The 14,860-nt window shown below is 75.3% G+C and carries 1 protein-coding gene and 1 pseudogene; both read right to left on the bottom strand.

The window, feature by feature from the left end; translation table 11 throughout:
• The coding region (locus ACZ4N4_RS44070; RefSeq protein WP_467599892.1) for a type I polyketide synthase at window positions 1-1,778 on the bottom strand (1,778 nt) is incomplete at its 3' end.
• 260 nt (window positions 1,779-2,038) lie between these two features.
• Window positions 2,039-14,621 (bottom strand): annotated as a pseudogene (locus ACZ4N4_RS44075) (type I polyketide synthase); the annotation flags it as partial.
• Window positions 14,622-14,860 lie beyond the last annotated feature (239 nt).

The following is a 14,860-nucleotide window of genomic DNA, read 5'->3' on the forward strand; positions in this document are numbered from 1 at the left end:
TCCGCGAACGACTCCGCGAACACCGGATACTTCTCAGCCAGCTCCCCACCCATTCCCGACCACTGCGACCCCTGCCCCGAGAACAAGAACCCCGTAAGCCCACCCCGGTCAGCCACCGCGCGGACCGCGCCCGGCCCTCCATCGGCCAACTCCGCCAGTCCGGCCAGCAGTTCATCGCGATCCGCGGCCACCACCGCACCGCGATGCTCCAGGGCGGCCCGGGTGGTGGCGGTGGCGAACGCCAGCCGGGCGACGGTCAGTTCGGGGTCGGCCGCGACGAACTCGCGCAGTCGTGCGGCCTGGTCGGCCAGGCCCGTCGCGCCACGGCCGGAGAGCACCACCGGCACCGGGAGGGAGAGCACCGGCTTCGGGGCCGCCGCCTGCTCCGTGCCCTCCGGCACGGGAGCCTCTTCCAGGATGACGTGGGCGTTGGTGCCGCTGATGCCGAAGGAGGACACCGCCGCGCGGCGCGGCCGCTCCCCGCGTGGCCAGGGCACCGCCTCGGTGGCCAGCGAGAGGGTGCCGGAGGACCAGTCGATGTGCCGGGACGGGGTGTCCGCGTGCAGGGTCTTCGGCACGGTCTCGTGGCGCAGTGCCAGCACGGACTTGATCACCCCGGCCACTCCGGCGGCGGCGAGGGTGTGCCCGATGTTGGACTTCACCGTGCCGAGAAGCAGCGGCCGTTCACGGTCGGCGCCGTAGGTGGCCTGCAGGGCCTGTGCCTCGATGGGGTCGCCCAGGGAGGTGCCGGTGCCGTGCGCCTCCACCACGTCGACGTCGGCGGGGTTCAGCCCGGCGGCGTCCAGGGCGGCTCGGATGACGCGCTGCTGCGAGGGGCCGTTGGGTGCGGTGAGCCCGTTGGACGCGCCGTCCTGGTTCACCGCCGAACCGCGCACCACCGCCAGCACCTCATGGCCGTTGGCCCGCGCATCGGACAGCCGCTCCAGCACCAGCATGCCGACGCCCTCGGCCATGCCCATGCCGTCGGCGGCGGCGGAGAACGCCTTGCAACGGCCGTCGGCGGCCAGCACCCGCTGGCGGCTGAACTCGATGAGCGGTCCCGGTCCGGCCAATACGGTCACGCCGCCGGAGAGGGCCAGCGTGGACTCTCCGTTGCGCAGCGACTGCACGGCCAGGTGCAGGGTGACCAGGGAGGTCGAGCAGGCGGTGTCGAGGGTGATGGCCGGGCCCTCGACGCCGAGGGTGTAGGAGATCCGGCCGGAGAGGACGCTGGGCACCACGCCGGTGACCAGGTGTCCCTCGACGCTCGCGGGGGCGTGGGCCAGGCCGGTGCCGTACTCCTGGTAGTTCTGGCCGACGAACACTCCGGTGCGGGTGCCGCGCAGTGCGGTGGGGTCGATGCCGGCCCGCTCCAGTGCCTCCCAGGAGGTCTCCAGGAGCAGCCGCTGCTGCGGGTCCATGGCCAGTGCCTCGCGCGGCGAGATCCCGAAGAAGCCCGCGTCGAACGCGCCGGGGTCGTCCAGGAAACCGCCGCGCCGTACGTAGCTGTGGCCGGAGCGCTCCGGGTCGGGGTCGTAGAGGCCGTCGACGTCCCAGCCGCGGTCGGTGGGCAGTTCGCCGGTGACGTCCCGGCCCTCGGACAGCACCCGCCACAGGTCTTCCGGGGAGCGGACCCCGCCGGGGTAGCGGCAGGCCATGCCGACGACGGCGATGGGTTCGGTGCGGGACTGTTCGACGTCCTGCAGGCGGCGGTTGGCCTTGCGCAGGTCGACCATGACCCGGTTCAGGTAGCCGCGCAGCTTCTCTTCCTCGGACATGTGCAACCCCCTTCAGTTCGCGCCGAGTTCACGGTCGATGAGGTCGTACATCTCCTCGTTCGACATCGGGTCGAAGTCCTCGTCGTCGTTGCCGAGGTCCCCGCTGAACTGCGCGAGCATCGCCCGCAGCCGCAGTTCGACACCGGCCCGGTCGTCGTCGGCGTCCGCCCGGGACAGCCGCTCGGCGAGCCGGTCCAGTTCGGTGAGGAGGGGTGGTTCGGGGGGCGCGAGCCGGGTGAGCAGGTATGCGGCGACCGCGGCCGGAGTGGGCTGGTCGAAGACGAGGGTGGCGGGCAGCGCCAGACCGGTCGCCTCGCCGAGCCGGTTGCGCAGTTCGATCCCGGTCAGCGAGTCGTATCCCAGATCGCGGAAGGCGTGGTCGGCGCCGATGGCGGTCGCACCGGAGTGGCCCAGTACGACGGCCGCCTGTTCGCGTACCAGCCGTAGCAGGGTGCTGCGGCGTTCGGTGTCCGACAGTCCGGCCAGTCGCTGTGCCCAGGGGGAGCCGGACGGCTGCGACTCCGGTGCGGGCGGCCCGTCCAGCACGCGCCGGGCCTCGGGGATCTCGGCGAACAGCGGCCTGCTGCGCGCGGAGGCGAACAGCGGCATGAACCTGGCCCAGTCGACGTCGGCGACGGACAGCCCGCTCTCGGCTCGTTCGAGGACAGTACGGAGTGCGTCCAGCGCCGGTCCGGGGGCGATCAACGGCAGTCCTTGGCGGCGCAGTTGGTCGGCGTCGACCCCGTCGGGGAAGCGGGCGCCGTCCCAGACGCCCCAGGCCACCGAGGTGACCGGCAGACCGGTGGCGCGGGCCTGCTCGGCGAGGGCGTCGAGTTCGGCGTTGGCGGCGGCGTAGGCGCCGTGGTCGCCGCTGCCCCACACCCCGGCGATGGAGGAGTAGAGGACCAGAGCGTCCAGTTCGGCCGGGTCGAGCAGTTCGACGAGGTGCCGGGCGCCCTGGACCTTGGCGGTGAGGACGTCGGCGTACTCGGCGAGGTCGGTGTCCGGGAGCGGGGCCAGCCGCATCAGCGCGGCGGCGTGCACCACCGTGCGCACCACGTCGCCCTGCTCGCGCAGCCCGGCCAGCAGGGCGGCCACGGCGGCCCGGTCGCCGATGTCACAGGAGCGCGCGGTCAGCCGGACGCCGAGGCCCTCGAGTTCGGCCGTCAGTTCGGCGATCCCCTCGGCGTGTGCGCCGCTGCGGCTGACCAGTACCACGTGCCGTACGCCCTGCGCGGCGAGCCAGCGGGCGACCTCCGGACCGAGCGCGCCGGTGCCGCCGGTCACGAGCGCGGTGTCCCGGGCCTGCCAGTCACCGGCCGCACCGCCGTCGAGCGGGGCGCGCACCAACCGCCGTAGCAGCGTGCCGGATCCGCGCACCGCGAGTTGGTCCTCCTCGCCCCAGCCGCCCGCGAGCACCGCGCGCAGCTGTTCCAGCACGGTCGCGTCGAGGTCGGCGGGCAGGTCGAGGAGGCCGCCCCAGAACGCCGGCTGTTCCAGCATCGCCACCCGGCCCAGGCCCCACACCTGCGCCGCACTCGGTTCGCGCAGCGGATCGGTGTTGCCGGTGCTGACCGCGCCGGAGGTCACCAGCCACAGCGGGACGGCCGCCTCCAGATCACCGAGCGCCTGCACCAGCGCCAGGGTGGCCGCGACCCCGGCGGGCACCACCGGGTGGTCGGGGTGCGGGCGGCGGTCGGCGGCCAGCAGGGACAGCACCCCGCGCGGGGGGTGCTCGGCCAGCGCACGGCGCAGCCGGTCGGTGAGGCCGGCGCGGTCGGCATGCTCGGTGTCCACGGTGAGGGTCCGCACCGGAAGGCCGCCGGTGAGCATCTTCAGCCAGTCCTGATCCGTACTCGAGGCGGGCACCAGCGCCAGCCACTCGCCGTCCGCTTCGGTGCGCTCCGGCGGTCCCGCGGGACGCCACTCGACGCGGTAGCGCCAGGTGTCGGAGCGGGGTCCGGCCTGCTCGGCCAGCCAGTACCAGCGATGCTGGAAGGCGTACGTGGGCAGGTCGACCCGTCGGGCACCGGTCCCCTCGAACACCTCGGCCAGCCGTACCCCGGCCCCGCGCACCTGCGCCTCGGCCAGCGACTGGGCGAAACGCGGCCAGCCGCCGTCGTCGCGCCGCAGCGTGGCCAGTACGGCGGCCCGCGCGCCGGCGGCGTCCACCGTCTCCTGCACGCCCGGGGCGACCACCGGATGCGGGCTCACCTCGATGAAGGTGCCGATCCCGGCGTCCAGCGCGGTGCGCACCGCGTCGGCGAACCGGACGGTCTGACGGAGGTTGGTGTACCAGTAGTCACCGGTGAGCTCGCGCGTGTCCAGTCGCTGTCCGGTGACCGTGGAGTACAGCTCGGTGCGCGCCGCCTGCGGACTGATCCCCGCGAGCAGTTCGGCCAGACTGTCCTTGACGGCGGTGACATGGGTGGAGTGCGAGGCGTAGTCCACCGCGATACGACGGGCCCGCACCCCGCGCTCCTCGCAGGCGGCCCGCAGCTCTTCCAGGGCGTCCGGGTCGCCGGAGACGACGGTGGACGTGGGGCTGTTGACCGCGGCCACGCCCAGCCGGTCGTCGGTGAACAGGGCCCGCACCTCGTCGGCGGGCAGCGCCACCGACATCATGCCGCCCTTGCCGGACAGTTCGGTCAGCGCGCGGCTGCGCAGGCACACCACCGCGGCGGCGTCGGCCAGCGACAGTGCCCCGGCCACGCAGGCGGCGGCGATCTCGCCCTGCGAGTGGCCGATCACAGCCTCCGGTTCCACACCGTACGAGCGCCACAGCGCGGCCAGCGACACGGTGACCGCGAAGGTCACCGGCTGCACCACGTCCACCCGCTCCAGCGTCGGCGCGCCCGGCAGCCCGCGCAGCACGTCCAGTACCGACCAGTCGACGTACGACTCGATCGCGGCGGCGCACTCGGCCAGCCGGGCCGCGAACACCGGCGCGGAGTCGAGCAGTTCCAGCGCCATCCCGGCCCACTGGGCGCCCTGCCCGGGGAACACGAACGCCACCCGCCGTGCCGCGTCGGCCGCGGTGCCGCGCACCACACCCGGGACGTCACGGCCCTCGGCCAGCGCGCCGAGCCGCTCGCCCAGTTGCTCCGGATCCGCGGCCAGGACGACCGCGCGATGCTCCAGCGCGGCCCGGCCGGCCACGCTGGACCAGGCGATGTCCCGCACCCGGCCGCCGGGGTGCGCGGCGAGATGCGCCGCCAGCCGGGCGGCCTGCGCGCGCAGGGCCTCGTCGGTCTGCCCCGACACCACGACCGGCATCAGCCGAGGCTCGGTGTACGGCCGCGCCCCAGCGAACACGTCCGCCTGCCCGACCCCGACGAGCCCTTCGACCCGCCCGGCCTCGGCGAACACCTCGGCCTGCCCGGGCTCACCGGACCCGTCGACTCGCCCGGCCTCGGCGGACGCCTCCGGCTCCGCCTGCTCGATGACGACATGCGCGTTGGTGCCGCTGATGCCGAACGAGGACACCCCGGCCCGGCGTGGCCGGCCGCGCTCCGGCCAGGGCCGCGCCTCCGTCAGCAGCCGCACCTCACCGGCCGACCAGTCCACGTGCGGGGAGGGCTCGTCGACGTGCAGGGTGCGGGGCAGCACCCCGTGCCGTATCGCCTGCACCATCTTGATCACGCCGGCCACTCCGGCCGCGGCCTGCGCGTGCCCGATGTTGGACTTGACCGACCCCAGCCACAGCGGATCGCCGTCACGGTCCCGGCCGTAGGTGGCCAGCAGCGCCTGCGCCTCGATCGGGTCGCCCAGCGGTGTCCCGGTGCCGTGGCCCTCGACCGCGTCGACCTCCTGGGGCAGGACTCCGGCGGCGGCCAGCGCGGTGCGGATCACCCGTTCCTGCGAGGGGCCGTTGGGAGCGGTCAGGCCGTTGGACGCGCCGTCCTGGTTGACGGCCGAGCCGCGCAGCACGGCCAGCACGCGGTGGCCGTTGCGGCGCGCGGCGGAGAGCGGTTCGAGCAGCAGCAGGCCGGCGCCCTCGGACCAGCCGGTGCCGTCGGCGGCCCCGGCGTAGGGCTTGCACCGTCCGTCGGCGGCGAGTCCGCGCTGCCGGGAGAACGCGGTGAACGTGGTCGGCTCGGCCATCACCGTCACACCGCCCGCCAGGGCCAGTGAGCACTCACCGGAGCGCAGCGCCTGGGCCGCGAGGTGCATGGCCACCAGCGAGGAGGAGCATGCCGTGTCCACGGTGACCGCGGGCCCCTGCAGGCCGAGCGTGTAGGCGACCCGGCCGGAGGCGACGCTTCCGGCGGTGCCGGTGAGCAGGTGCCCCTCGACGCCCTCGGGCAGTTCCCGCAGCGCGGTGGCGTAGTCGTGGTACATCACGCCGGTGAACACGCCGGTCTGGCTGCCGCGTACCGCGGACGGGTCGATCCCGGCGCGCTCCAGTGCCTCCCAGGAGGTCTCCAGGAGCAGCCGCTGCTGCGGGTCCATGGCGAGGGCCTCGCGCGGCGAGATCCCGAACAGCCCGGCGTCGAACCGGCCGGCGTCGTAGAGGAAGCCGCCGTGCCGGGTGTAGCTGGTGCCCGGGTGGTCCGGGTCGGGGTCGTACAGGCCGGTGACGTCCCAGCCCCGGTCGGTGGGGAACCCGCCGACGGCGTCGACGCCGTCGGCCACCAGGTCCCACAGGTCCTCCGGGGAGGCGACCCCGCCCGGGAAGCGGCAGGCCATGCCGATGATCGCGATCGGCTCGTCCGCGGCGACCACCGGGGCGGCGGGCGGGCCGCTGCCGGCAGCGGCGTCGCCGATGACTTCGCCGCGCAGGTATCCGGCGAGTGCGGCGGGGGTGGGGTGGTCGAAGACCACGGTCGCGGGCAGCCGTAGGCCGGTTGCCCGGCCCAGCCGGTTGCGCAGTTCCACCGCGGTCAGCGAGTCGAAGCCGAAGTCCTTGAACGGCCGGTCCGGTGACAGGCCGTCCGGGTCGGAGTGGCCGAGCACCACCGCCGCCTGGGTGAGTACCAGGTCCTGGAGCACCCGCAGCGGCTCCCCCTCCGCCAGCCGCCGCAGCAGCCCGTCGCCGTCCGCCGGAGCCTCCGTGGCGGCGGCGCGACGCACCACCGGCACCAGTGCGCCCAGCACCGGCGACAGCACGCCCTCGGCCGCCCGCTCGCGCAGCGCCACCGGGTCCAGGCGGGCGGCGAGCAGCACCGGCTCGTCCAGGGCGGTTGCCGTGTCGAACAGGTCCAGTGCGGTGGCGGAGTCCAGCGGCACCACGCCGGCGCGGGCCAGCCGGGCCCGGTCCGTGTCCGCCATGCCCTCGGTCATACCGCTGCTCTCTGCCCACAGCCCCCAGGCCACCGCGGTCGCGGGCAGCCCGGCGGCCCGGCGCTGGGCGGCCAGCCCGTCCAGCGCGGCGTTGGCCGCCGCGTAGGCGGCCTGCCCCGCGTTGCCCAGCGTCCCGGCCACCGAGGAGAAGAGCACGAACGCCGTGAGTTCCGGGCCGGTCAGCTCGGCCAGGTGGCGGGCGCCGTCCACCTTCGCCCGGAACACCTCGGTCACCCGCTCGGGGGTGAGCGCGGCCAGCACCCCGTCGTCGAGAATCCCGGCGGCGTGCACCACGGCCGTCACCGGGTGCTCGGCCAGCAAAGCGGCCACCGCCTCCCGCTCGGCCACATCACACGCCACGACCGCTACCGCGGCACCCAACTCCTCTAGTTCAGCGCCCAGTTCGGTCATTCCCGGCGCGTCAGCGCCCCGCCGGGAAGCCAGCACCACACCACGCACCCCGTGACGCTCCACCAAGTGCCGTGCCACCAGCCCTCCGAGGGTGCCGCTCGCCCCGGTGACCAGTACGACGTCCTCAGCCGTCCAAGGAACTTCCCCGGCCGCCTCCGTCACCCGGGTCAGTCGCGGGACCAGCAACCGTCCTGCACGCAGGGCAAGTTGGGCTTCGCCGGTCGCGGCCGGCCGGGTCAACGACGCCTCGGACGCGGGGTGGCCGTCCGTGTCGACCAGGACGAAGCGGTCCGGGTTCTCCGTCTGGGCACTGCGCACCAGACCCCACACCGCCGCCGCGTCCGGATCGACCGGCTCGCCCGGGCCGGTGGCGACCGCGCCGCGCGTGAGCAGTACCAGCCTCGATGCGGCGAACCGCTCGTCGGCCAGCCAGCGCCGCGTCATCGTCAGGGCGTCGGTCACCCCGGCCACCGCGACACCCACCACCGCGGGCGCCGGCCCGTCCGGATCCAGGTCCGACAGCCAGGTCCAGGTCCCGTCCTGCGCCGGGGGCGGCGACGGAACCCAGCCGGTGCGGTACAGGTGGTCCCGGCGGCCGACGGCGAGCTGTTCGGCGCTGACCGGGCGGAACGCCAGGGAGTCGATCACCGCGACGGGGTTGTCCTCGGCGTCGGTCACGGTGAGGGACACGGCTCCGCCGGCCGCGGGGCGCAGCCGTACCCGCGCCGCGGTGGCACCGGTCCGGTACAGCCGGACGCCGGTGAAGGCGAACGGCAGCCCGGTGGTGGCCGTGGCGTCGACCGGGACGGCCGCGTGCAGTGCCGCGTCCAGCAGGGCCGGGTGCAGCCCGTACGCTCCGGCGTCCGCCGTCGCCGGTTCGGGCAGGGCGGCTTCGGCGAACAGGTCCTCGCCGTGCCGCCACAGCCGGCGCAGGCCCTGGAAGACCGGCCCGTAGCCGTAGCCGAGCCGGGCCAGTGCCGGGTAGCGGTCGGTGAGTTCGACCGGGGTGGCGCCGGCCGGCGGCCAGTCGCCGGTCGCGGGCGGGGGGACCTCCGTCGTGCCGAGCCTGCCGGTGGCGTGGTGTGTCCACTCGGGTCCGTCACCTGCGCGGGAGTACACGTCCACGGCCCGGCCGCCGTCCTCGCCGGGCGCGCCGAGCGCCACCTGTACGCGCACGCCGCCCCGCTCGGGCAGGGTCAGCGGCGCGTGCACGGTCAGCTCCTCCAGCACCCGGCAGCCCGCCTCGTCCCCGGCGCGCACGGCCATCTCCACGAAGGCCGTCCCGGGCAGTACGGCGGTGCCGAAGACGGTGTGGTCGGCCAGCCAGGGCTGCCGCTGCCGGGACAGCTCTCCGGTCAGCAGCAGTTCACCGGTGGCGGCCACCGGCGCGGCGGCGCCCAGGAGGGGGTGGGCGGTGGCGTCCAGCCCGAGCCCGGCGGGGTCCGTGCCGCCCACCGGGGTGGGCAGCCAGTAGCGCCGGCGCTGGAAGGCGTAGGTGGGCAGCTCCGTCCGGTGGCCCGGGGCGCCGAAGGCAGGGGTCCACTTCACGGGGACACCGCGTACCTGTGCCTCGGCCAGCGACTGCAGGAACCGGCCGGGGCCGCCCTGGTCACGGCGCAGCGAGCCGACCACCACGGCCGTGCTGCCCGCCGCCTCGACGGTGTCCTGGACGGCGGCGGTCAGGATCGGGTGCGGGCTGGTCTCGACGAACACGCGGTGCCCGGTGCGGTCCAGTTCGCGGATGGTCTCCTCGAAGCGGACGGTCTGGCGCAGGTTCCGGTACCAGTACCCGGCGTCCAGGGTTGCCGTGTCGAGCCGTTCGCCGGTGACCGTGGAGTAGAAGGGGACCTCGGAGCCGCGCGGCTCCAGTCCGGCGAGCCGGTCCAGCAGTTCCGCGCGGATGCGCTCCACCTGTGCGGAGTGCGAGGCGTAGTCCACCGCGACCAGCCGGGCCCGCGCGCCTTCGGCGGTCAGCTCGGCCTCGAGTTCCCGCAGGGCTCCGGGTTCCCCGGAAAGGACCACCGCCGCTGGCCCGTTGACCGCGGCGACCGACACCCGCCCGTCCCAGCGTGCCAGCCGCGGCTCCAGTTCGGCGACCGGGAGCGCCACCGACATCATCCCGCCGGCACCGGACAGCGCGCCGAGCGCGGCGCTGCGCAGCGCGCTCACCTTGGCGGCGTCGCGCAGGGACAGCGCCCCCGCCACACACGCGGCGGCGATCTCCCCCTGCGAATGCCCCACCACCGCGTCCGGCTCCACCCCGAACGACCGCCACAACGCGGCCAGCGACACCATCACCGCGAACGACACCGGCTGCACCACGTCCACCCGGTCCAGCCCCGGCTGCCCGGCCTCACCCCGCAGCACACCCAGCAACGACCAGTCCACGAACTCGTCCAGCGCCGCGGCACACTCGGCGATCCGCTCCGTGAACACCGGCGAGGAATCGAGCAGTTCCACCGCCATCCCCGCCCACTGCGCCCCCTGCCCCGGAAACACGAACACCGTGCGGCCGGCGACGTCGGCCGTTCCGCGCACCAGGCCGGGCGTCTCCTCGTCGGCGGCGAGGGCGCGCAGCCCTCGTACCAGGTCCGTGCGGTCGGTCGCGGTGAACACGGCGCGGTGCGGGAGCGCGGCCCGGGTGGTGGCGGCCGCGCGGGCGACGTCCGCGAGAGCCGCCCCCGGCTCGCTCTCCAGGTGTGCGGCCAGCCGTGCCGCCTGCGCCCGTAACGCGGCCGCCGTCTGCCCGGACACCACCACCGGTACGGGAGCGGACCGCACCGCTTGATCCGGTGCCGGCGCGGGTTCCGCCGGCACCACCTCGGGTGCCTGCTCCACGATGACATGGGCGTTGGTGCCGCTGATCCCGAACGAGGAGACCCCGGCCCGGCGCGGCCGGCCGCGCTCCGGCCACGGCCGCGCCTCCGTCAGCAGCCGCACCTCACCGGCCGACCAGTCCACGTACGGCGAGGGTTCGTCCACGTGCAGGGTGCGCGGCAGCAGCCCGTGCCGCAGCGCCTGTACGACCTTGATCACACCCGCGACGCCGGCGGCGGCCTGGGTGTGCCCGATGTTGGACTTCAGCGAGCCCAGCCAGAGCGGGTCGCCGGCGCGGTTCCGGCCGTAGGTGGCCAGCAGTGCGTGGGCCTCGATCGGGTCGCCCAGGGTGGTGCCGGTGCCGTGTGCCTCCACCAGGTCCACGTCCGCGCCGGAGAGTCCGGCGGTGGCCAGCGCGGTGCGGATCACGCCTTCCTGCGCGGGGCCGTTGGGGGCGGTCAGGCCGTTGGAGGCGCCGTCCTGGTTCACCGCCGAGCCGCGCAGTACCGCGAGCACGGGGTGGCCGTTGCGGCGCGCGTCGGACAGCCGTTCCAGGACGAGCTGACCGGCGCCCTCCGCCCAGCCGGTGCCGTCGGCCGCCGCCGCGAACGACTTGCACCGCCCGTCCGCCGCGAGTCCGCGCTGCCGGGAGAACTCCACGAAGATGCCGGGGGTGGGCATCACCGTCACCCCGCCGGCCAGCGCCAGCGAGCACTCCCCCGACCGCAGCGCCTGGGCGGCGAGATGCACCGCCACCAGCGACGAGGAGCAGGCGGTGTCCACGGTGACCGCGGGCCCGCGCAGTCCCAGGCTGTAGGCGACGCGGCCGGAGGCCACGCTGGCGGTGGTGCCGGTCAGCACGTAGCCGTCGAGGCCGTCGGCGCCCTCGTGCATCCGGGGGCCGTAGTCCTGTGCCATGACCCCGGAGAACACTCCGGTCGCGCTGTCCCGCAGGGAGAGCGGATCGATACCGGCCCGCTCCAGTGCCTCCCAGGACGTCTCCAGGAGCAGCCGCTGCTGGGGGTCCATGGCGAGGGCCTCGCGCGGCGAGATGCCGAACAGGCCCGCGTCGAACTCGGCGGCCCCGTACAGGAATCCGCCGGTGCGCGCGTAGCTGCGGCCCGGCCGGTCCGGGTCCGCGTCGAAGAGCCCGTCCAGGTCCCAGCCGCGGTCGGTGGGGAAGCCGCCGATCGCGTCGGTGCCGGCGGCCACCAGGTCCCACAGCTCCTCGGGCGAGCCGACCCCACCGGGGAACCGGCAGGCCATCCCGACGATCGCGATCGGGTCGGTGGCGGGCGCGGGATCCGAAGGCGGCCTCTCGGGCCCGATGTCCTGTGGTGTCCCGGCGGCCAGTTCGGCGGTCAGGTGCGCGGTGATCCGTTCCGGGGTGGGGTGGTCGAGTACGGCGGTGGCGGGCAGCCGTACCCCGGTCACCTCGGCCAGCCGCTGCCCCAGCTCCACCGTCATCAGCGAGCCGAAGCCCAGGTCCTTGAACGGCCGCCGCATGTCCAGCTGTTCGGCGGAGTCCAGCTCCAGCGCCGCGGCCACCTCGGCACGCACCAGCGCCCGCACCGCCTGCTCCCGCTCGGCCGCGGGCAGCCCGGCGAGTCCCGAGTCGGGCCGGGCCGGTGCCCCGGTCTCCGGTGCGGCTGACACGGCGGGTACGACGGGGGTCGCGCCGCCGGTGGCCGTCACCCCGGCGATCCAGTGCCGCCGGCGCTGGAAGGGGTAGGTGGGCAGCGGGATCCGCCGGGCGCCGGAGCCGTCGTAGAACCGCGCCCAGTCCACGGGGACGCCGCGGGTGTGCACCCGGGCCACCGCGGTGAGCAGGGAGCGTGGATCGGGGCGTTCGCCGCCGGTCAGCGCGGAGACGAACGCCACGTCCTCGGGCGCGCTGCCCGGGCCCATGGCGCACAGGGTGCCGTCCGGGCCGAGTTCCAGGAAGGTGCGGGCGCCGTCCGCGCAGGCGGTGGCGACGGCGTCGGCGAACCGTACCGTGCCGCGGGTGTGCCGGGCCCAGAACTCCGGCCAGTCGAGGCCGGTGACGTCCAGTTCGGCGCCGGTCAGCGAGGAGATGACCGGGACGGCCGGGGTGCGCCAGTCGATGCGGGCGGCGGCCGCGCGCATCCCGTCCAGGATGCCGTCCACGTACGGCGAGTGGCTGGCGATCGGGACCTGGATGCGGCGGGTGCGCCGGCCCCGCGCGGACCAGCGGGCGGCGATCGCCAGGGTGGCGTCCGCGTCCCCGGACAGCACGGTGGCGGTGGGGCTGTTGAGGGCGGCGATCGACACCAGCCCACCGGTCGCCTCGGCGTCCGGCAGCAGCTCCGCCTCGGACGCCTCGACCAGGACCATCGCCCCGCCGGGCGGGATGTCCTGCATCAGCCTGCCGCGGGCGGCGACCAGCGCGCAGGCGTCGGCCGACGACATCGCCCCGGCGACGTGCAGGGCGGCCAGTTCGCCGAAGGAGTGGCCGAGAACCGCGTCCGGGGTGATCCCCCAGCTCTCCACCAGCCGGTACAGCCCGACCTGGACGGCGAACAGCGCCGGCTGGGTGTAGGCCGGTTCGTCCAGCAGGGCCGCGTCCGCCGAGCCCGCCTCGGCGAAGACCACGTCGAGCAGCGGCCGGGGCAGGTGCGGGCGCAGTTCCGCGGCGACGGCGTCCACGGCGGCGGCGAACACGGGGTGGCGCCGGTAGATCTCCCGGCCCATGCCCGGCCGCTGGTTGCCCTGCCCGGCGAAGAGGAACACGGTCCGTCCCTCGACGGCCGTGCCGCGCACCACCCGGGCGTTCGCCGTGTCCCCGGCCAGCGCCGTCAGGAGGCCGGGCACCTCGTCGGCGGATTCCGCGACCAGCACCGCCCGCCGCTCCAGCGGACTGCGCGTGGTGGCCAGCGAGTAGGCCAGGTCCACCGGGGACGCGGTCGACTCGCCCAGCAGGCCGGCCAGTTCGGTCAGGGCCGCCGGGGCCCGGGCGGTCAGCGGAACCAGGACCGGGCCGTCGTACCCCTCGGTGTCGTGATCCGGTGCCGGGCGGTCAGCGGGCGGCTCGGTGAGGACCAGGTGGCAGTTGGCGCCGCCCATGCCGAACGAGCTCACCCCGGCGAGCAGCGGGCCCTGGGTGGCGGGCCACGGCCCGGTCTCGGTGACCACCCGCAGGCCCAGCTCCGTCAGCGGGATCCGTGGGTTGGGGGTCCGGAAGTTCAGGCTGGGCACCAGTTCGCGGCGCGACAGGCAGAGCACCGTCTTGAGCAGCCCGGCGATCCCGGCCGCGCCCTCCAGGTGCCCGATGTTGGTCTTCACCGAGCCGACCAGCAGCGGCCGCCGCCGCCCGGGTCCGGCCACCGCGCCGAGCGCCGCGGCCTCCACGGGATCGCCCAACGGCGTTCCGGTGCCGTGCAGTTCCACGTAGTCCAGCTCGGCCGGGGACACGCCGGCCGCCGCGCAGGCGAGGCGCAGCACGTCCTGCTGGGCCTCCTGGCGCGGGGCCGTCAGCGAGTCGCCGCCGCCGTCGTTGTTGACGGCGCTGCCGCGGATCACCGCGTGCACGGTGTCCCCGTCGGCCAGTGCCGCCGACAGCGGTTTGAGCACCAGGACCGCGCCGCCCTCGCCGCGCACGAATCCGTCGGCCCGCTCGTCGAAGGTGTGGCAGCGTCCGTCCGGTGAGATCGCGCCGAGCGCCTGGGTGACGTCGTAGCCGTCCTGGGTGATGTTCAGGTTGACGCCGCCGGCCAGCGCCGTCGTGCACTCCCCCGCCGCCAGCGCCCGGCAGGCCAGGTGGACGGCGAGCAGTGCGGAGGACTGGGCGCTGTCCACCACCAGGCTGGGGCCGCGCAGCCGCAGGGCGTAGGACACCCGGTTGGCGATCATCGCCCGGTTGCGTCCGGTGGCCGAGTGCGGACTCAGACGGGCGCCGCGCAGCGTCGCGTAGTCGTCGTAGGTGGCGCCCACGTACACCCCGGTGCCGCGTCGGCCCTCGCCGTCGCCGGGGACGATCCCGGCGTCCTCGAAGGCCTCCCAGGCCAGTTCGAGGACCAGCCGCTGCTGCGGGTCCAGCACGGCCGCCTCGCCCGGGGAGACGCCGAAGAACCCGGCGTCGAAGGAGTCGACCTGGTCGAGGAAGCCCGCCCGTACCGGTTCGCCGGAGGGCAGTACGGGTACCGCCGGGCCGTCCGGGTGGCAGCGCCGTGGACCGGGTTCGCCCAGCGCGTCCCGTCCGTCGTGCAGCAGCCGCCAGAACTCGGCGGGGTCTGCCGCCCCCGGCAGCCGGCACGCCAGGCCGACGACCGCCACCGGTTCCTGGTCGGCGGCGTTGCCCACTCGGTCACCCACGCCGGACTCCTCCTCCACGTCGTCTCATCGAGGACACGTCTGATCCGCCCGGCACCTGCTGTCCGGACGTCCACGGTTGCGCTGTGCCACGGGCAGGGCTGAGCGGCCCCTTGGCCGGAGCGGCCTCCTGAGGACACCCCGCGAACACCCCCGGCGTTCGGCCGGCGGGCATGCCGCAGGTCCGGCCCGGGGCAGCACCGGGCCGATCGGATGGTGGGCGGGGCGCGGACCGGCGCCGG

It is taken from the genome of Streptomyces sp. NPDC026538 (assembly GCF_055567535.1).